Consider the following 20,472-nt stretch of genomic DNA (forward strand, 5'->3'; position numbering starts at 1 on the left):
TGCCGCGGTCCCGGTGACCGCCGGGGCTCGCGCCGCCGGCTCGGTCCGGGGCGCTCGCGCCGCCGGCCCGGCTCCGAACGGCTGCCGTGGCAGGCGCACCCGCCCCGCTCAGCCCGCCAGCACGCGCGGGAACTCGCCCGGGATCTCGCTCGCGAGATAGCCGGCCGGGCCGATCCGCGCGGTGAGGCGCGTGTCCGCCTCCGTGTGCAGGAAAGCCCCCCACGCGGCCGCGCCCATCGGGTCGATGCCGCGCCCGCGCAGGCCCGCCGTCGCTCCGGCGAGCACGTCGCCGCTGCCCGCGGTGGCCAGCCCGGGGTGCTCGCCCTCGATCCGCACCGCGTCGCCGTCGGGCGAGGCGATCGTGTTGAACAGGCTCACCACCGCGCCGTAGCGCTCGGCGACCGCGAGAGCGGCCCGCTCGACGTCGTCGACCTCCTCGCCGAGGAGCCGGGACGCCTCCTCCGAGTTCGGGGTCAGCAGGAGCCGGCCCGCGAGCCTCCGCGCGAGACGGCGCTGCCCGGGCAGGACCCCGAGCGGGAAGGCGTCGAGGTGGACGGCCGGCACGTCGTCGAGGAGCGGAGCGAGGGCCCGCAGGGTCGCGGCGGTCGCGCGCGGGTCGTCCAGGCCGGGCCCGATCAGGGCGACGTCGGCGGAGGTGAGCTCGCCGGCCAGGACGTCGAGCCCCCGGCCCGCGACGGAGCCGGTCCGCGTCTCCGCGAGCGGGACCACTCCGCACTCCGGCAGCGCGACCGCGGTGGCCGACGCGACCGACTCGGCGACGCAGAGCGTGATGCGCCCCGCGCCGGTCCGCAGCGCGGCGATCCCCGCGAGGATCGCGGCTCCGGGCGTCTTGCGGGCGCCGCCGACGACGACCACGTCGCCGCGGGAGTGCTTCGAGCCTCCGGGCTCGGGGAGGGGCCAGCGCTGCTCGAGCAGGGCGCGGGAGACGAGGTCACTCACGGGGGTCTCCTTCTCCGGCCGCGCGGTCGTCGTGCCGGGTGACGGGGGCGCCGGAGCGCTCGAGGTGGGACGTGCGGTTGAAGAGCTCGAGACGCCACGCATCGCCGTCGCGGACGAGACGGGTGACGGAGCCGTTGGCGACGGGCGTCGAGGCGCCGATGTCGAGCAGTTCGCGCTCGGAGAGGCCCTCGAGGACGTAGCGGAGGACGAGGACGACCGCGTCGTGGCAGAAGAGGATCGCCGGCCCGGGAGGCGCGGCGACAGCGAGGTGGTCGACGAACGCGCGGACGCGGAGCGCGAGATCCGTCCAGGCCTCCCCGCCCGGCGGGCGGTAGTAGAACTTGCCGAGCCACTCGCGCCGAGCCGCCTCCTCGGGCATCCGGGCCCGCACGCCGGCGGACGTGAGGCGGTCGGTCACGCCGAGATCACGGTCGCGCAGGCGCTCGTCGGGGCGCAGCCGCAGGTCGATGCCGGCCTCGCCGAGGGCGAGACGCGCGGTCGCGGAGGCGCGGCGGTAGGGCGAGGTCCAGGCGGAGGCGGGTCGCGCCTCCTCCGCCAGCCACCGGCCGAGCGCGCGGGCCTGCTCCTCGCCGGAGGGGGAGAGCTCGACGTCGGGGTCGCGGCGGTCGACGGTGATCTCGTGCGCCCCCGAGGCCTCGGCGGCGCTCGCCGCGATGTTGGCGAGGCTCTCGCCGTGGCGGACGAGGAGGAGCTCGGTCGGGCCGGTGGAGGAGTCGGGCATGGCTCCACGCTCCGCCTCGCGGGCCGGAGCCGCCAGAGGGTTCCGCCGCGGCGACGCGGGTTGCTACGGGGGCGTCAGGGCGCCCCTCCGTCGGCGCGCTCCTCCGCCGAGACCGCCGTGACGACCGCGGTGAGCGTCTCGGGGTCGCTCAGGATGCGGAAGTGCCCGCCGGTCTCGATCCGGACGTTGACCGCGCCCTCGAGCATGCTGCCCTCGGGGATGTGCGGATCGAAGAGGCCGAACACGGAGGTGATCCGCGCGTTCGCTCCGGAGCGGCTCGACAGCAGCAGGGTCGTGGCGTCCCTCGGCGAGAAGGCGCGCAGGCTCCGGAGGACCAGGTAGGGCGCGTAGCGGGAGCCGCCGAACGGGGTCGCCACGGCGACCATCCGGTCGACCCGGCCGTCCGGGTCCAGCTCGGTCATCACGTACTTGCCGATCAGCCCGCCCTTGCTGTGGGCGACGATCACCACGTCGCGGAGCCCGTGCTCGGCGAGGTAGGCGGCCACGTCCTCCGCGGTCCGGGCGACCGGGCGGCCGTTCCGGCCGAGGCTCGTCAGCACGTGCAGCGGGTGCCCGCGCTCGTGCAGAGGGTCGATGATCGGGCGGAGGAAGGACCAGGTCTCCCAGATCCCCGGGAGGACCACGACGGGCCGCCGGTCGCCGTCGAGGTAGTCGTCCGGGGCGCGGCGCGAGAGGACGCCCCGCACCTGCCAGGCGACGGCGTAGGCGTAGTCGCGGATCCACCAGACGGCGTCGCGCACCAGGCGCCGGAGCCGGCTCATGCGGCCGGCTCCGACCGCAGGGGGAGCGGGGCGACGGGACTCTCGCCGAGGGCGGCGGCGAAGCGGAGGATCTCGCGGGCGAGCGCTCCCGGCTCGGTGCGGGGGACGACGTGGCGCGAGCCGGCGAACTCGACGAGCCGCCCCTCGCGCGCGCGGGCCGTGAGCCGCTCGCACCAGTCCCGGGTGGCGATCGGATCGTCGCGGCCGCGGGCGACGAGGACCGGCACCTCCAGCCGGGCGACTCGCTCCTGCACCGGATGCCGCAGCATCTCGGGCAGCTGGCGCAGGTACCAGCGCAGGCCGCCGCGCAGGTAGTCGGCCAGCAGGATCGCGTCGACGCCCACCGGCTCGCCGAGGCAGTCGCGCAGCAGCGCGAGCCCCTGGCGGACCGCTCCCGGCCGCTGCGGATCCACCACCGGCCCGATGAGCACCGCGCCGTCGACAAGCCCGGGCGCGCGCAGCCCCAGCTCGACCGCCACCTGCGACCCCATCGAGTGCCCGACGACGACCGCGCGCGAGACGCCCAGTCCGCGGAGGACCTGCTCGACCTGCCGCGCGTGGTCCTCGAGGCCGACCCTCCGCCGCGGGCGCCCGTTCGCGCCGAAGCCGGCGAGGTCGACGCCGATCACCCGGCCGTGCCGCTTCAGGCGGGCGGCGAGCGGCGAGAAGGTGTGGTGCGACATCCCGATCCCGTGGATCAGGACGAACACGGCGCCCGCTCCGGCCGGACCGGTGTCGACCGTCCGCAGCGTGACGCCCTCGACCTCGTGTCGCACGGGGAGGACGCGGCGGGGCGGTGTCGGCAGCATCGTCCCAGGCTAGGGACCGGTGGCCGGGCGCGCGGGGGGATGCGCCCGCTCCCGCCGTGGTCTAGGCCGGATCCGGCCTGGGGAGGAGCGTTCCCTCCGCCGGCCGCCGTCGAGCGTCCCGTCGTCCCCGCTGTCAAGCGGCTCCTCCCCGGCGGCGCCCCTGCCTAGCCTCGGAGGAGGGGGCCGGCGTGCGCCGCTCCCGGAGGGATGACGCCATGCGGATCGCGATCGTCGGAGCGACCGGCAACCTGGGGACGGCGCTGCTGCGGCGCCTGCACGGCGAGGCCGGGGTGGAAGAGATCGTGGGCATCGCCCGCCGGGCCCCTCGGCTCCGCTCGGAGGAGTACCGCGAGGTGCGCTGGGTCGAGATCGACCTCGCGTCGAGCGTCGCACCGCGGCGGCTCCGCGAGGCCTTCGCCGGCGTCGACGCCGTCGTGCACCTGGCCTGGGCGCTGCAGCCCAGCCACGACGAGCCGTTCCAGCGGCTGGTCGACGTCGGAGGCACTGCGGCCGTGCTCGAGGCCGTCGCCGCCGCGGGAGTCGGCCAGGTCGCCGTCGCCTCGTCCGTGGGCGCCTACAGCGCGGCGCCGAAGTCGGTCCGGGTGACCGAGGACTGGCCCACGGGCGGCCTGCACACCTCGACCTACAGCCGCCACAAGGCCGCGAACGAACGGCAGCTCGACGTCTTCGAGGAGCAGCACCCGGAGATCGTCGTCACGCGCCTGCGCCCGGGGCTCGTCTTCCAGCGCGGAGCGGCGACCGAGATCGCCGGGCTGTTCGCGGGCCCCCACTACCCGACGCGGTGGCTGAAGGCGGTCCGGATCCCGGTCCTGCCGCTTCCGAGGAGCATCGTCTTCCAGGGCGTGCACGCCGACGACGTGGCCGACGCCTTCTGGCGCGTGCTCGACCGGCGCGCCGGCGGAGCCTTCAACATCGCGGCCGAGCCGGTCCTCACTCCGGAGCGGCTGGCACGCGCCTTCGGCGCCCGCCTGGTCACGGTGCCGTTCGGGCTGCTCCGCTCCGTCGTCACCGCGACCTGGCACCTGCGCCTCCAGCGCACGGACGCGGGCTGGCTCGACATCGCGGGCAACATCCCGGTCATGTCGACCGAGCGCGCCCGCGCGGAGCTCGGCTGGGCGCCGACCCGCACGGCGGAGGAGGCGCTCGCCGAGCTCGTGGCCGGCCTGGCCGACCGCTCGACCGTCCCGGGCTCGCCCCCGCTCCGGGGCTGATCCGGCCGGGCGCGCAGCCGAGGCGCGCCCGCCCGGTCACTCCGCGACGCGGATGAGCACCTTGCCCGTCGTGCCCTGCTCGACCGCGTCGTGGGCGGCCGCGGTCTCCTCGAGGGGGAACCAGGTCAGCGGGAGTCCCGCCTCCTCGCCCACCGGGAGGGCGCCGTCGACGAGCGCCGCGGTGATGTCCTCGGCCGCGGCCTGCAGCGCCTCCTCGCCCACGGTGTAGAGCAGCAGGCCCTGCCAGCGGGCGTTCTTCGCGAAGCTCGCGACGATCGGCACGGTGAACTCGTCGCCGTTGTTGTTCGCGTAGTAGCCGATGCTGCCGTGGTTGGCGAGCACCTCGACGTCGAGCGCGGCGTTCTGGGCCGGGGCCACCTCGACCACGTGCTCGACGCCCTCGGGGGCGAGCTCGCGGATCCGGTCGGCGAGCGCGGCGTCCGGGTACTGCAGCACGTGCTGCGCGCCGGCCGCACGGGCGAGCCGCTCCTTGGAGTCGCTGCTCACCGTCGCGATGACGGTCGCGCCGGCCCAGACCGCGAGCTGGACGGCGGCGTGCCCGACGGCTCCGGCGCCGCCCTGGACCAGGACGGTGCGGCCGGCGAGGGCGCCGGGTGCGAGGCGGGAGGGGCCGTGCTCGTGCACGGTGAGGGCGCGGTGGGCGGTCATCGCGGGGACGCCGAGGCTCGCGGCGACGTCGGTGCCGACGCCCTCGGGCAGGCGCACGACGTGCTCGGCGGCGAGCACCGCCGACTCCTGCGCGGTGCCGGTGGGGCGGCGGTGCGCGGACAGGTACATCCAGACCCGGTCGCCGACCGTCAGGCCCTCGACGCCCTCGCCGACGGCGTCGACGACTCCGGCGCCGTCCTGGTTCGGCACGACCTCGTCGAACGCGAGGTCGCCGTCGGCGCGCGCCTTCCAGTCGGTCGGATTCACGCCCGAGGCCAGGACGCGGACGCGGACCTCGCCGGCGCCCGGCGCCCGCTCCTCCCGGTCGACGAGGGAGAGGACGGAGGAGTCGCCGGTGCGGGAGTAGATGATCGATCGCATACGGAGGGCAAGGAGCGCGGGCGGCGGCGTATTCCCGGCGGCACGACGAAGGGCGGCGGGCCCGGAGGCCCACCGCCCTGTCAGCGCCGACGGATCAGTGCTGCACGTCCTCCTGGACGGCGTGCTTGGCCTCGCGGGCCGAGTCCTTCACGTCGTCGGTGGCGGAGGTGCCCGCCTCCTTGACGTTCTGCGCGGCGTCGGCCGCGGTCTCCTTGACGGAGGCGAAGGCCTGCTGCGCGGGCTCGCGGAGCTCGCTCGCCGCCTCCTTGGCCGCGTCGGTCACCTTGTCGACGACCGGCTGGGCCTGCTCCTTGACGCGGCTCGCCGCCTCCTTCTCCTTGCTGGAGGCGGGGATGAGCGAGGCGACGAGGAGTCCGGCGCCGAGGGCGATGAGCCCCACGGCGAACGGGTTGCCCTCCGCCTTGGCCTTCGCCGAGCCCGCACCGCTCGAGAGCGAGTCGGACGCGTCGTGCGCCGAGCCCATCACGCGGTCGCGGACGGAGCCCACGGCCGACTTGACCTTGTCGGTCTGACGCTGCGCGATGGCGGACGGGCTGACCTTCTCGGCCAGCGCGTCGACGTCGCCGCCGAGCTCGAGGCGCGTGCGCTCGATGTCCGCCCGGATCTCCTCGGGTGTCTTGTTCTGTCCTGCGTCGTACGTCATCGTCCTGCCCCGTTCGGCTTGAGGGTGTCGGGAATCTTCTTGAGGGAGTCGACCGTCTCGGGAGCGCCGTCGACCTGCTTCAGGCTCTTGCGGCCCACCGCGTAGAGGATCGCGGCCACGATCGCCCAGATGACGGCCACGACCACTCCGGACCAGCCGTTGCCGATCAGAGTGCCCAGGCCCCACCAGAGGGCGATCGAGAGGAAGAGCACGGCCATCAGCGCGGCGTAGCCCGCCCCGCCGAGGAGGCCCGCTCCCTTGCCCGCCTTGCCGGCGGACTCCTTGAGCTCGGCCTTCGCGAGGGCCATCTCCTGACGGATCAGGGTGGAGAGGTCGCGCGAGACCTCGCCGAGCAGATCGCCCAGCGACGTCGACCCGGCCCGCTGGTCGGGCGTCTCCGTCGAGCGGTGGACGCCCGTCGGGTCGGTCACAGCCGGCCGCCGTTCGGGAAGCCGCCGTCGAGCGGGTCGGCGACGGGCTCGGTCGGCGCGTAGTCGCGCTCGAGGGAGCTCGAGCCGACGGTGCCGTAGGTCGACGCGACGGGCGCGTCGTACGCGGAGGCGTCGGAGTACGCAGTGGTCGAGGCGGGGGCGTCGAACTCGGGCCCGTCGGTGCGGGTGCTCGTCGCCTCCTTCTCGTCCTTCGCCTCAGCGGTCAGGGCGCGGATGAGGCGCCCGCCGACGAGTCCCGTCGCCGCGGCGATGAGGATGAAGGCGCCCGGACGGCGGCGGGCGAACGCGCGGACGTCGTCGAGGAGCTCGGAGGGGTCGCGGTTCTCGAGCCACGACGCCACACCCTGCACGCGGGTGGCGGCCTGCGAGACGAGCTTCGCCGCGGCGTTGTCGCTGCCGCCCTCGCCGTTGGCCAGCGCGGTCAGGTCGTCGCTGAAGGCGCGGGCGCCCTTGGCAGCGTTCTCCTTCTGCGCGTGGGCCTGCTCGGTGAACTGGGTGCGACCCTGCTCGTAGAGGTCGCGGACCTGGACCTTCGCCTCCTGGACCACGTTGGCGGCCTCGTCCTTGCCGGTCGAGAGCACCTCGCCGGCGGCCTGCTTGGCGTCGCCTGCGACGGCGCCGGCCTGGTCCTTGGCGGTACCGGCGGCGGCACTGGCCTTCTCCTTCGCGGAGTCGGCTGCGCCACCCGTGGAGGAGCCGGAGGAGGTGCCGGTGGAGGCGACGTGCGCCCCGCTGTCGATGGGGGTCTCGGTCGCGCCGGAGTTCGCGGCGCCGTCTCCGAACGGAGGTGAAGCGGGATCGATGTTCGACATCGTCTGTCCCTTCCAGGATCGAGTGGGGAAATGAATGCGTGCCGGCGTCGCCAGTCTGTTGCGGCCCTCGAGTACCGGGAAGGGCATAGCGGCTGACCCCCCGATGGGGCTACCATCCCGCGCCCACGAGGGCGGGACCCGAGGGCCCGTGGATCGACTGCTCCGCTGCCGCGTCAAGCCCCTTCTGACCTGCGAATGGGGATCCTTAGCGTCGAGAGGACAGACATCGGACGTCCGCACCCGGATCCGCCCGGCTACCCCGGAAAGGCAACCAGTCATGTTCTTCCACCGTCAGGAACTCCAGTTCACGGCCACTCCCTCGAAGCCCGACGCGGTCTTCGCCCGCCGCTTCCAGGAGGTGCTCGGCGGCCAGTACGGCGAGATCACCGTGGCGATGCAGTACGGCTTCCAGGCCTGGAACGCCCACGACCCGGGCAAGTACCGGGCCCTGCTCTTCGGCATCGGCGCCGAGGAGTTCGGCCACGTCGAGATGATCGCCGTGATGATCGCCCAGCTGCTCGAGAAGGCCCCGGTCGAGCAGTCCGAGGACGCGATGAAGAAGGACCCCGTGCTCGCGGCGGTCATCGGCGGCTCCGATGTGCAGCACGCCATCGTGGCCGGCGCCGGCGTGCGCCCCGTCGACAGCATGGGCAACCCGTGGCAGGGCTCTTACATCACCGCCAGCGGCAACCTGCTGGCCGACTTCACCGCCAACGCGAACGCCGAGATGCAGGGCCGCCTCCAGGTCGCCCGGCTCTACCACATGACCGACGACCACGGCGTGCGCGACCTCCTGTCGTTCCTCCTGGCCCGCGACACCATGCACCAGAACCAGTGGATCGCGGCGGCGGCCGAACTGCGCGCCGAGGGTCGCGAGGACCTGCCCGTGCCCTCGAACTTCCCGATCTCGAAGGAGGAGCGCTCCGTGTCGTACGAGTACATCAACTTCTCGGACGGAGCGGCGGCTTCTGAGGGCAGCTGGGCCTCGGGGCCGACCCCCGACGGCAAGGGCGAGTTCAGCTACCGGGCCGCCGAGCCCGGCGGCAGCGTCCCGATGCCCCCTCCCACCCAGCCGGACGAGCGCTTCTACGGAACCGACCCGAAGCCGAACATCGTCGAGAAGGCCGTGGGGGCCGTCAAGGACGCGGTGACGGGCAAGTGAGCGCCGCACGGGTCCTCGGGGCGCTCGGCGCCTCCGCCCTGACGATCGGCCTCCTGGCCGGCTGCACCGGCGACGCCCAGACGCCGAACCAGTCGGGGAGCGCGGTGCCCACCAGCGCCGACGACGGATCGACGCAGACGCCCACGAACGCGCCCTCGCAGTCGGCCCCGTCCGAGTCCGCCACTCCGGCGACCTGATCCCGCGCCCTCGGCCGGCCGTCGCCGGTCGAGGGCGCGAATCATGACAGTCCAGCGGGCGCCCGGGCAAGCCCCTTCCGACTCCCAGGAAGCGGGCAGTTCCCGGTCCTACGGTCGTGCCAACGATCAGCGAAGGAGGCACCACCATGGGGCTCGATGACAAGATCAAGAACGCCGCGCAGGACATCGCCGGCAAGGCGAAGGAAGCGATCGGCGACCACAAGGGCGACGAGAGCCTGAAGGCCGAAGGCCAGAAGGACCAGGCCGCGGCCTCGGCCAAGAAGGCCGGCGAGGACGTCAAGGACGTCTTCAAGTAGGTCTCGGCAGTACCGCGAAGGCGGCGCTCCCCTCGGGGGGCGCCGCCTTCGCCGTTCCCCGCTAGGGGTGCAGGACGACCTTGATGCAGCCGTCCTCCTTCTTCTGGAAGGTCTCGTAGAGCGCCGGAGCATCCTCGAGCGGGGCCCGGTGGGTGACGAGGTCCATCACGCCGAGCGGATCGGTGGAGTCCTCCACCAGCGGCAGCAGGTCGTCGATCCAGCGCTTCACGTTGCACTGGCCCATCCGCACCGTCACCTGCTTGTCGAACATCGACTTCAGCGGCATCGGGTCGGCCTCTCCGCCGTAGACCCCGCTCAGCGAGACGGTGCCGCCGCGGCGGACCAGGTCGAGGGAGGCGTGGACCGCGGCGAGCCGGTCGACGCCGACCGTGTCCATCGCCTTGCGGGCGATCGGATCGGGCAGGAGCCCCGCCATCGACTGCGCGAACGAGCCGACCGGCGAGCCGTGCGCCTCCATGCCGACCGCGTCGACGACGGAGTCGGGGCCGCGCCCGTCCGTGAGGTCGCGCAGCTGGGCGGTGATGTCGTCGGACAGGTCGAACGTCTCGACGCCGTACCGCTCGGCCATCGCGCGCCGCTCGGCCACGGGCTCCACGGCGAGGACGCGGTAGCCGCGGTGGGCGCCGATCCGCGCGGCGAACTGGCCGACCGGGCCGAGGCCGAAGACGACCAGGGTCCCGCCGTCGGGCACCTGCGCGTACTCCACGCCCTGCCAGGCGGTGGGCACGATGTCGCTGAGGAACAGGTAGCGCTCGTCCGGCAGATCCGTGCCGACGACGATCGTGTTGTAGTCGGCCAGCGGCACGCGGAGCAGCTCGGCCTGTCCGCCGGGGACCTGGCCGTACATCTTCGTGTAGCCGAAGAGCGACGCTCCCGAGCCGTACTCCGTGACCTGCGTCGTCTCGCACTGCGACTGCAGCCCGCGGCGGCACATGAAGCACTCGCCGCAGGCGATGGTGAACGGGACGACGACCCGGTCTCCGACCTTCAGCGTGGTGATCCCGGAGCCCACCTCCTCGACGACGCCCATGGGCTCGTGGCCGAGCACGTCGCCGCGGTCGAGGTAGGGCCCGAGGAGGCGGTAGAGGTGCAGGTCGGAGCCGCAGATCGCGGTCGAGGTGATCCGGACGATCGCGTCGGTCGGCTGCTGGATGCGGGGGTCGGGGACGGTCTCGACCGAGACCTTCTCGATGCCCTGCCAGGTGAGTGCTCGCATGCTCGTGTCCGTTCTCCGGCTCGCGCCGGTCGGGGTCGGTGTCCCTCCACCGCACACCCGGAGGGCGCCGAGGGGGAGGGGCTTGACGCTCCCCGGAGCGTTCCCGAGGGGGATTCCCGGGAGAACGCACGGACGTGCATCCCGCGTTCACCCGACTCACGGCGGCCGAGTGGTGGGATGGGGGGATGGATGCTCTCTACACCGCCATCGCCCACGCCTCCGGTGGAGGACGCGACGGCCACGTCCGCACCGAGGACGACCGACTCGACCTCGACACTCGAGCCCCGCAGGAGCTCGGCGGCTCCGGAGAGGGGACCAACCCCGAGCAGCTGTTCGCGGCCGGCTACTCCGCCTGCTTCCTCAGCGCCCTGCACGGCGCCGGTCGCCAGCTGAAGATCGACACGACCGACGCGGCCGTCTCGGCCAGCGTCTCGATCGGGAAGAACGACTCCGACGGCTTCGGCCTCTCGGTCGAGCTCGACGTCTACGTGCCGAAGGCGAGCTCCGAGGACGCGCAGAAGGTCGCCGATGCGGCGCACCAGCTCTGCCCGTACTCCAACGCCACCCGCGGCAACATCCCTGTGCAGATCAACCTGGTCGACTGACCGAGCCCTCTCGACGGCCCCTCCCGGACTCCGGGCAGGGGCCGTCGTCGCGTCCGGGGGCGGTCCGTTAGGGTCGGGGCATGACCGAGGAGCTGTCGCACGAGGAGCCGTCGCACGAGGAGTCCCAGGCGCGGGCCGAGCTCGTGCAGATCCGTCAGAGCATCGACAACATCGACGCGGCGCTGATCCACCTGCTCGCCGAGCGCTTCAAGTTCACGCAGAAGGTCGGCCGGTTGAAGGCCGCGCACGGGCTGCCCGCCGCGGACCTCGAGCGCGAGGCCCGCCAGATCGCGCGGCTGCGGGCGCTCGCCGAGGAGTCCCACCTCGACCCGGCGTTCGCCGAGAAGTTCCTCGGCTTCATCGTCGCGGAGGTCATCCACCACCACCAGCGCATCGCCGACGGCGCCGAGGACTGAGCCTCAGCCCTCGATCCGCAGCAGCCCCGCCGTGCGCTCGCGCAGCACGCCGAGCAGCAGCGGGTAGTCGGGGAAGAGCTGGTCGCGCCGCAGCGTCGGCACCCGGAGCCCGAGGGGGACCTCCGTGATGCGGCCGTTGGTCTCGGTGAGGGTCAGCCGGAGGCCCCGGCTCCCCGTCGGGCTCGAGGCGACGACCGAGCGCAGGGCCTCGAGCGGGAAGATCAGCCCGTCGATCTGGATGGCCGACTCCGACACCACGATCGAGCCGGGCAGCCCGGGCCTCAGCGCCAGCCGCGCGGCGACCAGCCCGAGCGGGAGGGAGAGCGCCACGACGACCGCCCCCAGCGCGATCTGCGCGCGGTCGCCCGACGGGGATCCCGCGAGGGCGACGGCCAGGACGCCGGCGGCGAACGCCTCCGTGGCGACGACGACCAGGGCGACCGCCCGGCGCCGGAGCGGAGCACGGTGCGGCCGGAAGCGGACGGCCGAGGCGGGCCCGGCCAGAGCGGGCGGCAGAGCGTCGCGGACGCGGGCGGCGGCGCCGAGGTCGGCGAGCAGGGCGGCGAGGTCCTCCGGGCGGAAGTGCGCGCAGCGGACCTCGACTCCGTCGCCGCGGCACCAGGCGACGAAGCCGTCGCCGTCGGCGGACTCGAGGAAGCGGACCGACCGGCGGGGCCACTGCTCGCGGCGGCGGCGGCCGCGCATCAGCACGACCTGCGTCTCGGTCGTCATCACGCGGGTGGGGGAGACGACGAAGAGCGAGACCGCCGAGACCAGCCCGATGACGACGGTGAGGGCGAGGAGCCCGAGCGCGAGCACCGACTCGTCGAGGATGCCGCGGCGGTCCGCGAGGACGGCGAACGGGATGAGCACGGCCGTGAGGCCGGCGCCGAGGAGCCGCAGGAGGAGGGCGCGGAGGCGCCGCAGGACCGACGGGCCGTGCACCCGTCGCGTCCGGATCGCCATCGGTTCCGACTCCATCGCGTCAGGCTAGCCCCGGCCGGGGCCGGTCGCCCGGACAGGCGCGTCGGTGGCGCGATCCTCGCGCCACCCGTCCCCGGTTCGGGGGAGGAGTGGCGCGAGGCGCGGCCTACGCCTCGGCGGTGCGGTGCAGGGCGCGGACCGAGACGACCCTGCGGCGGGCGATCGCGGCGACCGTGAGCAGCAGGCCGAACAGCAGCCAGATCACCAGGCCGACGACGGCGCCGGCCGTGCCGTCGGTGCCCTCGACCACTCCGGACAGCGCGTTCTGCGCCGCCGAGAGCGGCAGGAACCCGAGCACGTCGTCGAACAGCCCGGGGACCGTCGAGATGATGCCCGCGCCGAGCCCGATCACCGCCGCGACCATCGCGAGGAAGCGGCCGATCCCGCCGAGCAGGGCGACCAGCCCCTGGTTCACTGCGGCGAACGAGGCGCCGGTGAGCATCGCCAGGAGGGCGAAGCCGACCCAGCGGCCCGGCTCCAGCCCCGCGACCCCGCTCATCACGATCGCGACCGCGAGCCCCTGCACCACGCCGATCACGAGCGCCGGCACGTAGGAGGAGAGGGCGAGCGCCGCGGAGGAGCGGGTCGAGGAGAGCGCGCGGTGCGAGAACGCGGCGAGCACCAGGAACGTCGCGAGGGCGCCGAGCCAGAGGGCGATGGTCGCGAAGAACGGGACGCTGGAGGCTCCGAACAGGTCGGTCGCGCTGCTCGCGTTCTCGACCGGGTCCGAGACGACGTCGGCCAGGTTGGTCGACTCCGACTCGGTGTAGGTCGGGAGCTGAGCGACGGCCGCGTCGAGCCCGGTGGCGAGCGTGCGGGTGCCGTCGGCGAGCTGCACGGCGCCGTCCGAGACCCCGCTCGCGCCGTCGGCGAGCTGGTCGGCTCCGTCGGCGGCGGAGGAGGCTCCCGTGGCGAGGTCGGCGGCGCCCCCCGCGGCGGTGGTCGCTCCGGTCGCGAGGTCGCGGGCGCCGCCCGCGGCGGTGGTCGCGCCGGTCGCGAGCTGCGCCGCTCCCGCCGCCGTGGTGTCGGCGCCGTCGGCGAGCTGAGACGCGCCCCCCGCGGCGGTGTCCGCGCCGTCGGCGAGCTGCGTCAGGCCGGCGGACAGCTGTCCGATGCCTCCCGAGAGAGTGCGCGCGCCGGTGGCGGACTGCCCGACCCCGTCGATCAGCGAGGGCTGCCCGTCGCCTCCGAGGCGGATGCCCGCGTCGATCCCGGCGACGGCTCCCGCGGTCTGCTCGGTGAGGGTCACGGCTCCGGTGGGCCCGCTCGTCGAGGCGAGGACCGCCTTCGCCGCGATGCACTCCGCGGTCGTGCAGGACTCGAGGACGGTCGAGAGGCCGGCGAACGTCTGCGCGGTGGCGGCGGCGGCGCCGGCGCTGAGGGCGGCGACCTGCTGAGTCCCGTCGCCGGTCCTCACCACTCCCTCCCGCAGCTGGTCGAGCCCGTCGGCCAGGTCGGAGGCGCCGCCCTGCAGCGCGGTCGCGCCGGTCGCCGAGTCGCGGGCGCCCGTCGCGAGCTGTCCCACTCCGCCGGCGACGCCGCGCGCGCCGGTGGCCAGCTGCGCGACTCCGCCGGAGAGGTCGGAGGCCCCGGTGCCGAGCTGCCCCACGCCGTCGGCGAGGGACGAGGCTCCGGTGCCGATCTGCCCGACGCCGTCCGAGAGCGAGGAGGCGCCGGTGGCGAGCTCGTCGATCCCGTCGGCGAGGCTGCTCGTACCGTCGGCGAGGGTGGAGGCGCCGGTGCCGAGCTGGTCGGCGCCGTCGGCGAGCGTGCCCGCGCCCTCGGCCGCCTGGCCGATCTGCTCGTTGAGGGTGTTGAAGCCGACGTAGACGTTCTCGAGGTAGGCCGTGGTCAGCTGCGTGTTGAGCAGCGAGGTGGCGGTGCTGGTGACGGTCGCCGAGATGGCGTCGTCGACGAGCTTGGCCTTCTCGCTGGTGGCGATGTCGATGGTCGCCTTCGTCGCCTCCGCGGCGTCGCCCGAGTACGAGGTGGCGGCGGCGGAGAAGGACGAGGGGATCGTCACGACGGTCGCGTAGCTGCCGTCGGCGAGGCCCTTCGCGGCGTCGTCCTTGTCGGTGAGGACCCAGGTGAAGTTGCCCGTCGAGTCCGAGCCGGAGACGTTGGGCACCGGGGTCGCGCTCGCCGACGGGGTCGCGCTCGCCGAGGGGGTGGCGGAGGGGGCGTCCGAGCTCGCGGAGTCGGTGCCGCCCGTCACGAGGCCGGCCGCGAGCTGGCGGCCGAGCGGCACGGTCTGCCCGTTGATCTCGACCGGAGTGTCCTCGTTGACCACGGCGGCCGTGATCGTGTCGAGGCGCTCGGTCGGGTTCCAGAGCGCCCACACCAGGAGGCCGCCGATGACAAGGGGGACCAGGACGATCCCGAGAAGGGTCAGCCAGGACACCTTCTTGACGCCGCGGGGGCGTTCGAGGGAGAGGAGAGCCATCTGTCAGAGGACCTTTGCGATCGCGCGGCGCTCGGCCGCGGGCGAGACCGCGAGCACGCCGCGGTCGGAGGGGAGGAGGTCGTCGAGCGCCTCGGCGTCGACGGAGGAGGCGACCACGGTGAACGCGTCGTCGGCGGCGCGGGCGGCGTCGAGCTCGGCCCGGATCGCACTGCGCAGCTGCGGGTCGGTGACCGTGTCGAGGTCGTCGAGCACCAGGATCGGCGGGGCCGACTCCAGGGCCGACCGGACGTCGGCGACGGGGTCGGCGGCTCCGGCGAGGCGCACCAGCCCGACTCGGCCGCGCACGGCGGCGGAGCGGATCGGCACGACCAGGCCCGCGACCTTCAGGCGCCCGGAGTCGGGGGCGAGCCGGCCGGCGATGCTCAGCAGCAGCGCGGTGCGGCCGGAGCGGTGCGGCCCGTGGACCACGAGGGAGGAGCCGGGCGCGACCCGCAGCGAGACGCCGCTGTAGACGGGGCCGTCGGGTCCGTCGAGGCGGAGGTCCTCCGCCGCGATCACGTCGGTGGATCCGGGCTCCGGCCAGTCGGCCAGCGCGAGCTCCTTCGTGAGGCCCTCGCCCTCGACGTCGAAGGACGGCAGGACGCGGTCGAGCCAGCGCGGCATGTGCCAGGCGCGGTCGCCGAGCAGGTGCAGCACGGCGGGCACCAGCGTCATCCGCACGATGAACGCGTCGACGAAGACGCCCACGGCGAGCCCGAGCGCGATCGGCTTGATGTTGGTGTCCCCCTCCGGCACGAAGGCGGCGAAGACCGAGAACATGATGACCGCGGCGGCCGTGACCACCTTGGCCGAGCCGACGAAGCCCGACTCGACGGCGGCGCGCGCCGGCCTCCCGTGCACGTAGTCCTCGCGCATCCGCGAGACCAGGAACACCTCGTAGTCCATCGCGAGGCCGAAGAGCACGCCCATCAGGATGATCGGCATGAAGCTGATGATCGGGCCCGTCTTGTCGACGTGCAGCGCGTCCGAGAACCATCCCCACTCGAACACCGCCGCCACGGCGCCGAAGGACGCGCCGACGGACAGCAGGTAGCCCAGCGTCGCCTTGATCGGCACCCAGAGCGAGCGGAACACCATCGTCAGCAGCACCAGCGACAGGCCCACGACGAGCAGGCCGAACGGCAGGAGGGCCTTGGCGAGCGTGTCCGAGATGTCGATCCCGACCGCGGTCTGGCCGGTCACCGCGAGGTCGACGCCGTACTCCTGCTGGAAGTAGTCGTGCTTGTCGCGGATCTCGGCGACCAGCGCCTTGGTGGCCTCGGAGTCGGGGCCGCCCTCGGGGATCACCTGGATGATGCCGGTGTCGGCGGTCTCGTTGGGCGTCGCGAGCGGCACCGAGGCGACTCCGTCGAGCTTCTCGATCTCGCCCTTGAGGTCGTCCATGAGGCCGAGCGGATCGGTCGAGCCGATGATCGTCCCGGTGACGATGAGCGGGCCGTTGTAGCCGGCGCCGAAGTTCTCGGCGAGCAGGTCGTAGGTGGTGCGCGCGGGCGTGCCCTCGGCCTGGTAGCCCGCGTCCGGCAGGGCGAGGCGGAGGCTGAGCGCCGGGATGCTCGCGACGCCGAGCACGCCGATCACCGCGATGATCGTCACGATCGGGAACCGCGTGACGACCCGGACCCAGCCGCGGAAGAACCCGCGCGGGACCTCGGCGTGCACGTGGCCGCCGGGGGAGGCGGTGGCCGCCTCCTCGTGAGCCTCGGTGTCGACGTGGGTGCCCGCGGCGGCGGCGGCCTTCGCGGCCCTCTTCTTCGCGCGGCGCTCCTTGGGGCGCAGCCGCGCCCCGGCGAAGCCGAGGAGGGCGGGGGTCAGGGTGAGCGCGATGACCACGGCGATCGCGACTCCGCCCGCCGCCGCGACGCCCATCGTGGTGAGGAACGGGATGCCCGCGACCGAGAGGCCGACGAGCGCGATGATCACGGTCAGGCCCGCGAAGACGACGGCGGAGCCCGCGGTCGCGGTCGCTCGCGCGGTCGACTCCTCCGGGTCCATGCCCTGCTTCAGCTGGTCCTGGTGGCGGCTGATGATGAAGAGGGCGTAGTCGATGCCGACCGCCAGGCCCAGCATCAGCGCCAGGAGCGGCGTGGTCGAGGAGATCGAGGCGAAGCGGGTGGCGATGAAGATCGCCGACATCGAGAGGGCGACGCCGAGCAGCGCGGTGACCAGCGGCATGCCGGCGGCCAGGAACGAGCCGAAGGTGAGCACGAGGACGACGAGGGCGACCACCAGGCCGATGGCCTCGGTGATGGTCACGCCGGGGAGGTTCTGGGCGAAGAGGTCGCCGCCGAGCGAGACCACGGAGCCGGCGGGCAGCGCGTCCTGGAGGGTCGTCGCCTCGGCCTTCAGCGCGTCGCGGCTCTCGGGGCTCGTGGTGGTGGCGGAGCCGTCCATCTGCGCGGTGATGACGAGGGCGTTCCCGGCGTCGGAGATCGTGCCGGAGACGCTGTCGGAGTAGGGGTCCGTGACGGCCGCGACCTCGTCGACGTCGCCGAGCGCGGCGACTGCGTCGGCGACCGGGCCCTTCACGTCGGCGTCCTGGACGCTGCCTCCGTCGGGCGCGACGACCACGTACCGCGCGGACGTGCCGCTGACCTGGGGGAAGGTGCGCTCGAGCTGGTCGAGGGCGGTCTGCGACTGCGTGCCCGGGATGGAGAACGTGTTGTCGGTGCCCTGGTTGAGCAGCAGCGCCCCTCCTCCGCCCGCCACCACGATCAGCAGCCACAGGACGGCGACGAGGCGGTGGGCGCGGTACACGCGACGACCGAGACGGTAGAGCAGCGACGACACGCGGTCTCCTGACGATGGGTGGGGAGGATGGCGATACGTCTCTGTACCAGGGCGGAGCGGGGCTCCGATACACGAGCGTATCCGATACAGGACCGTATTCGATACGTGAATGTATCGGATAAGGTGAACAGCGTCGAAGGTGTTGACAGGACGGGCAGGAGGCTGGCGATGACGGCGATCGACTCCACCCCTCCCGAGACCTCCCGCCGCGGCCGCACCCGCGAGCGCCTGCTCGACGCGGCCTATGACGTCTTCGCCGAGACGGGCGTGCACAGCGCGTCCGTCGAGCAGATCTGCGAGCGCGCCGGCTTCTCGCGCGGCGCCTTCTACTCCAACTTCTCCACCAAGGAGGAGCTGTTCTTCGCGCTGATGGAGCGGGAGAACGGCGCCCGGGTGACCGCCCTCGTCGAGCAGATGGACCGCACGATCCCGCGCGTCGTCTCGGCCGACGAGCCGCTGACGGCCGAGACGCTGGCCGTGGTCATCCTCGACTTCCTCCAGGGGCCGGCCACCGACAACCGCCGCTGGTGCGTGGTCGAGTCGGAGTTCGAGCTGCTCGCGCTGCGCGACCCGCGGATCGCTCCGCAGTACCGCGACTTCCGGGCCGGCTTCGACGCCTCGCTCGTCCAGATCGTGCACGGGGCGCTGCGCCAGGTCCGCCGCGAGTTCTCGCTCGAGCCGACGACGGCCGTGCGCCTGCTGGTCGCGGGCTACGACGACGCGGTGAAGCAGTCGATCCTCGAGGACGAATCGGAGGCCGAGTCGCTCGAGCGCCTCCGGACGACGCTGACGGCGATCGTCCTCGCGATCTCGTCCGCCGACGCCTGAGCCGAGCCGGCGGCTCCCTCCTGCTGCCGCCGTGCCCGCCGGACGCCTCCGCACCCGGCGGCCGAGCAGCCGCTGCGGACTGCCGCGTCCGGTCCCCGCTCCTCCGCCCGCGCGACGAGGATGGACCCATGGAACTGCGTCAGCTCGAACACTTCCTCGCCGTCGCGAAGGAGCAGCACTTCACCCGCGCCGCGAGCGCCCTGCAGATCTCGCAGTCGGGGCTCTCGGCGTCGATCCGCGCGCTCGAGAGCGAGCTGGGCAGCCCCCTCTTCACCCGCAGCACGCGCCGGGTCGAGCTGACGCCGGCCGGCCGGGCGATGCTCGCGGAGTCGGAGCGCTCGGTCGCCAGCGCGCTCGCCGCCCGCGACGCGGTGCTCGCCGTCCAGGGGGTGCTCCGCGGGAGCCTCGCGGTGGGCACGGAGGAGTGCCTCGGCGGCGTGCACCTGCCGCGCGAGCTCGCGACCTTCCGCGAGCAGCACCCGGGAGTCGCGCTGCGGCTGATCCACGAGGGGTCCGGCACGCTGCTCGACTCCGTCGCCGCCGGCCGCCTCGACCTGGCGCTGGTGGCCGACATCGGAGCAGTGCCGGGCGGCGTGCGGACGATGCCGCTGGCGAGCGAGGGATTCGCGGTGCTCGTGCGCCCGGGTCACCCGCTCGCGAGCCGCGTCGGCTGCCGCATCCCGGACCTGGCGGGCGAGACGATCGTGGGGCTGCAGGAGCACTGGGCGGCGAGCCACCTCGCGGCGCGGGCGTTCGCGGCGCACGGTCTCGCATTCGAGGTCGAGCTCGAGGTGAACGACGTGCACACGCTGCTCGACCTGGTCGAGTACGGCATGGGGATCGCGGTCGTGCCGGCGCACTTCGCCGAGAAGCGCCCGGCCGGGCTGCGGGCGGTGGCGCTCGCCGATCCGCTGCTGGTGTGGCGGACGATGGTGGCGGTGCCGGAGCGGCCGAGCGCCGCAGCCCGGGCGTTCGTCGCCGCGCTGCCTCAGCCGCTGGAGGACGCGGTCTGACGCCGGTCGTGTTCAGAACGCAGGAAGGATCCGTTCCGGCGTGGGCCGATCCGCGTCGGGCGGGGGCCGGAACGAGATCCTTCCTGCGTGGGGAACCGAATCAGTCGAGCGAGGCCAGCTCCTCGGCCGTGAGCTCCAGGTCGGCCGCCGTGGCGGAGTCGCGGATGCTCTCGGGGCGGGAGGCGCCCGGGATCGGCAGCACGACCGGGGCCTTCGCCAGCTCCCAGGCGAGGCAGACGACCTGCGGCGTCACTCCGCGGGCCTCGGCGACCGCCGCGAACGCGGAGTAGCGCGAGCCGAGCTCGCCCGCCGAGGAGATGCCGCCGAGCGGGCTCCACGGCAGGAACGCCAGTCCCAGCTCGGCGCAGAGCTCGAGCTCCGGCTCGCTGGAGCGGAACGACGGCGAGAACTGGTTCTGCACCGAGACCAGGCGCTCGCCGAGGATGCCGTGCGCCTCGCGGATCTGATCCGGGTCGGCGTTCGAGATGCCCGCGCGCAGGACGACGCCCTCGTCGAGCAGCTCGGCCAGCGCGCCGATCGAGTCGGCGTAGGGGACCGCCGGGTCGGGCCGGTGGTACTGGTAGAGGCCGATCGCGTCGACGCCCAGGCGCTTCGCGGACGCACGAGCCGCCTCCTTGAGGTACTCGGGGCGGCCGTCCTGGTCCCAGGGGCCGGGCTCGCGCCGCAGGTGTCCGCCCTTGGTGGCGACGAGCACGGCGGAGGTGTCGCCGCCGTAGCTGCGCAGCGCCTCCGCGATGAGCAGTTCGTTGTGGCCGAGGTCGTCCTGGGTGGCGAGGTGGTAGGCGTCGGCCGTGTCGATCAGGGTCACGCCGGCGTCGAGGGCCGCGTGGATCGTGGCGATCGAGCGCTCGCGGTCCGGGCGGCCCTCGATCGACATCGGCATGCCGCCGAGTCCGATCGCGCCGACCTGGAGGTCGCCGAGAGTGCGCTGCTTCATG

21 protein-coding genes are annotated in these 20,472 nt (G+C 73.9%); 8 read left to right on the forward strand and 13 right to left on the reverse strand.

The annotated features are described in order from the left end of the window. Nucleotides 1-108: 108 nt before the first annotated feature. The 4 genes from C5D44_RS11065 to C5D44_RS11080 form a co-directional block, all read right to left on the reverse strand. Nucleotides 109-960, reverse strand: coding sequence for an NAD(P)H-hydrate dehydratase (locus C5D44_RS11065; RefSeq protein ID WP_258067955.1), 852 nt, complete (start codon nucleotides 958-960; stop codon nucleotides 109-111). After that, nucleotides 953-1,702 (reverse strand): histidine phosphatase family protein, encoded by a 750-nt coding sequence (locus tag C5D44_RS11070; protein ID WP_104281673.1) that lies wholly within the window; start codon nucleotides 1,700-1,702, stop codon nucleotides 953-955. Before C5D44_RS11070 ends, C5D44_RS11065 begins: the two co-directional genes overlap by 8 nt. Nucleotides 1,703-1,776: 74 nt before the next feature. Then, the gene (locus C5D44_RS11075) at nucleotides 1,777-2,484 is read right to left on the reverse strand and encodes a triacylglycerol lipase (protein ID WP_104281674.1); all 708 of its coding nucleotides are present in this window, start codon (nucleotides 2,482-2,484) and stop codon (nucleotides 1,777-1,779) included. Continuing rightward, nucleotides 2,481-3,293, reverse strand: coding sequence for an alpha/beta fold hydrolase (locus C5D44_RS11080; protein WP_104277549.1), 813 nt, complete (start codon nucleotides 3,291-3,293; stop codon nucleotides 2,481-2,483). Before C5D44_RS11080 ends, C5D44_RS11075 begins: the two co-directional genes overlap by 4 nt. A gap of 215 nt (nucleotides 3,294-3,508) precedes the next feature. On the opposite strand from C5D44_RS11080, the gene C5D44_RS11085 reads away from it, so the two are divergent. Continuing rightward, a complete protein-coding gene (locus C5D44_RS11085; protein ID WP_104281675.1) occupies nucleotides 3,509-4,525 on the forward strand; it encodes an NAD-dependent epimerase/dehydratase family protein in 1,017 nt (338 codons plus the stop codon). Between the two features lie 36 nt (nucleotides 4,526-4,561). On the opposite strand, the gene C5D44_RS11090 is transcribed toward C5D44_RS11085, so the two are convergent. The 4 genes from C5D44_RS11090 to C5D44_RS11105 form a co-directional block, all read right to left on the reverse strand. Beyond that, nucleotides 4,562-5,575: an NADPH:quinone reductase gene (locus C5D44_RS11090; RefSeq protein ID WP_104281676.1), complete on the reverse strand. Its 1,014-nt coding sequence runs from the start codon at nucleotides 5,573-5,575 to the stop codon at nucleotides 4,562-4,564. A 94-nt stretch (nucleotides 5,576-5,669) separates the two neighbouring features. Further along, nucleotides 5,670-6,239, reverse strand: coding sequence for a DUF3618 domain-containing protein (locus tag C5D44_RS11095; RefSeq protein WP_104255991.1), 570 nt, complete (start codon nucleotides 6,237-6,239; stop codon nucleotides 5,670-5,672). Then, nucleotides 6,236-6,670, reverse strand: a complete 435-nt coding sequence (locus C5D44_RS11100; RefSeq protein WP_104222767.1) for a phage holin family protein — start codon at nucleotides 6,668-6,670, stop codon at nucleotides 6,236-6,238. The genes C5D44_RS11095 and C5D44_RS11100 overlap by 4 nt, the downstream gene beginning before the upstream one ends. Next, nucleotides 6,667-7,503, reverse strand: coding sequence for a hypothetical protein (locus tag C5D44_RS11105; RefSeq protein ID WP_104281677.1), 837 nt, complete (start codon nucleotides 7,501-7,503; stop codon nucleotides 6,667-6,669). The genes C5D44_RS11100 and C5D44_RS11105 overlap by 4 nt, the downstream gene beginning before the upstream one ends. 277 nt (nucleotides 7,504-7,780) lie before the next feature. On the opposite strand from C5D44_RS11105, the gene C5D44_RS11110 reads away from it, so the two are divergent. From C5D44_RS11110 to C5D44_RS11120, 3 genes are all read left to right on the forward strand, one after another. Beyond that, the gene (locus tag C5D44_RS11110; protein ID WP_104281678.1) at nucleotides 7,781-8,665 is read left to right on the forward strand and encodes a manganese catalase family protein; all 885 of its coding nucleotides are present in this window, start codon (nucleotides 7,781-7,783) and stop codon (nucleotides 8,663-8,665) included. Beyond that, nucleotides 8,662-8,862 carry a hypothetical protein gene (locus C5D44_RS11115; RefSeq protein ID WP_104281679.1) on the forward strand — a complete coding sequence of 67 codons (201 nt, stop codon included), beginning with the start codon at nucleotides 8,662-8,664 and terminating at the stop codon, nucleotides 8,860-8,862. Before C5D44_RS11110 ends, C5D44_RS11115 begins: the two co-directional genes overlap by 4 nt. A gap of 146 nt (nucleotides 8,863-9,008) precedes the next feature. Beyond that, on the forward strand, nucleotides 9,009-9,179 hold the full coding sequence (locus C5D44_RS11120; protein ID WP_104281680.1) for a CsbD family protein: 171 nt from the start codon (nucleotides 9,009-9,011) through the stop codon (nucleotides 9,177-9,179). Nucleotides 9,180-9,240: 61 nt separating this feature from the next. Here the strand turns inward: C5D44_RS11120 and C5D44_RS11125 are convergent, their stop codons facing one another. Next, entirely contained in the window at nucleotides 9,241-10,416 is a 1,176-nt protein-coding gene (locus tag C5D44_RS11125) for a zinc-dependent alcohol dehydrogenase (RefSeq protein WP_104281681.1), read from the reverse strand. Between the two features lie 185 nt (nucleotides 10,417-10,601). On the opposite strand from C5D44_RS11125, the gene C5D44_RS11130 reads away from it, so the two are divergent. Both C5D44_RS11130 and C5D44_RS11135 read left to right on the forward strand, forming a co-directional pair. Continuing rightward, nucleotides 10,602-11,021 carry an organic hydroperoxide resistance protein gene (locus C5D44_RS11130; protein ID WP_104222761.1) on the forward strand — a complete coding sequence of 140 codons (420 nt, stop codon included), beginning with the start codon at nucleotides 10,602-10,604 and terminating at the stop codon, nucleotides 11,019-11,021. 80 nt (nucleotides 11,022-11,101) lie between these two features. Next, nucleotides 11,102-11,437 (forward strand): chorismate mutase, encoded by a 336-nt coding sequence (locus tag C5D44_RS11135; protein ID WP_104277557.1) that lies wholly within the window; start codon nucleotides 11,102-11,104, stop codon nucleotides 11,435-11,437. Between the two features lie 3 nt (nucleotides 11,438-11,440). Here the strand turns inward: C5D44_RS11135 and C5D44_RS11140 are convergent, their stop codons facing one another. The 3 genes from C5D44_RS11140 to C5D44_RS11150 all read right to left on the reverse strand — a co-directional run bounded on the left by C5D44_RS11140 (nucleotide 11,441) and on the right by C5D44_RS11150 (nucleotide 17,672). Further along, a complete protein-coding gene (locus C5D44_RS11140) occupies nucleotides 11,441-12,418 on the reverse strand; it encodes a hypothetical protein (protein WP_146088035.1) in 978 nt (325 codons plus the stop codon). A 109-nt stretch (nucleotides 12,419-12,527) separates the two neighbouring features. Beyond that, complete coding sequence (locus C5D44_RS11145; protein WP_104281683.1) at nucleotides 12,528-14,864, reverse strand: YhgE/Pip domain-containing protein; 2,337 nt, start codon at nucleotides 14,862-14,864, stop codon at nucleotides 12,528-12,530. 3 nt (nucleotides 14,865-14,867) lie between these two features. Further along, nucleotides 14,868-17,672 (reverse strand): MMPL family transporter, encoded by a 2,805-nt coding sequence (locus tag C5D44_RS11150; RefSeq protein WP_104281684.1) that lies wholly within the window; start codon nucleotides 17,670-17,672, stop codon nucleotides 14,868-14,870. A gap of 168 nt (nucleotides 17,673-17,840) precedes the next feature. On the opposite strand from C5D44_RS11150, the gene C5D44_RS11155 reads away from it, so the two are divergent. Both C5D44_RS11155 and C5D44_RS11160 read left to right on the forward strand, forming a co-directional pair. Further along, a complete protein-coding gene (locus C5D44_RS11155) occupies nucleotides 17,841-18,500 on the forward strand; it encodes a TetR/AcrR family transcriptional regulator (protein ID WP_104277561.1) in 660 nt (219 codons plus the stop codon). Between the two features lie 128 nt (nucleotides 18,501-18,628). Then, entirely contained in the window at nucleotides 18,629-19,513 is an 885-nt protein-coding gene (locus tag C5D44_RS11160; protein WP_104281686.1) for a LysR family transcriptional regulator, read from the forward strand. Between the two features lie 100 nt (nucleotides 19,514-19,613). On the opposite strand, the gene C5D44_RS11165 is transcribed toward C5D44_RS11160, so the two are convergent. Beyond that, the gene (locus C5D44_RS11165) at nucleotides 19,614-20,471 is read right to left on the reverse strand and encodes an aldo/keto reductase (RefSeq protein ID WP_104281687.1); all 858 of its coding nucleotides are present in this window, start codon (nucleotides 20,469-20,471) and stop codon (nucleotides 19,614-19,616) included. Nucleotide 20,472 lies beyond the last annotated feature (1 nt).

Source organism: Rathayibacter sp. AY1B5 (assembly GCF_002932795.1).
Classification (GTDB): domain Bacteria; phylum Actinomycetota; class Actinomycetes; order Actinomycetales; family Microbacteriaceae; genus Rathayibacter.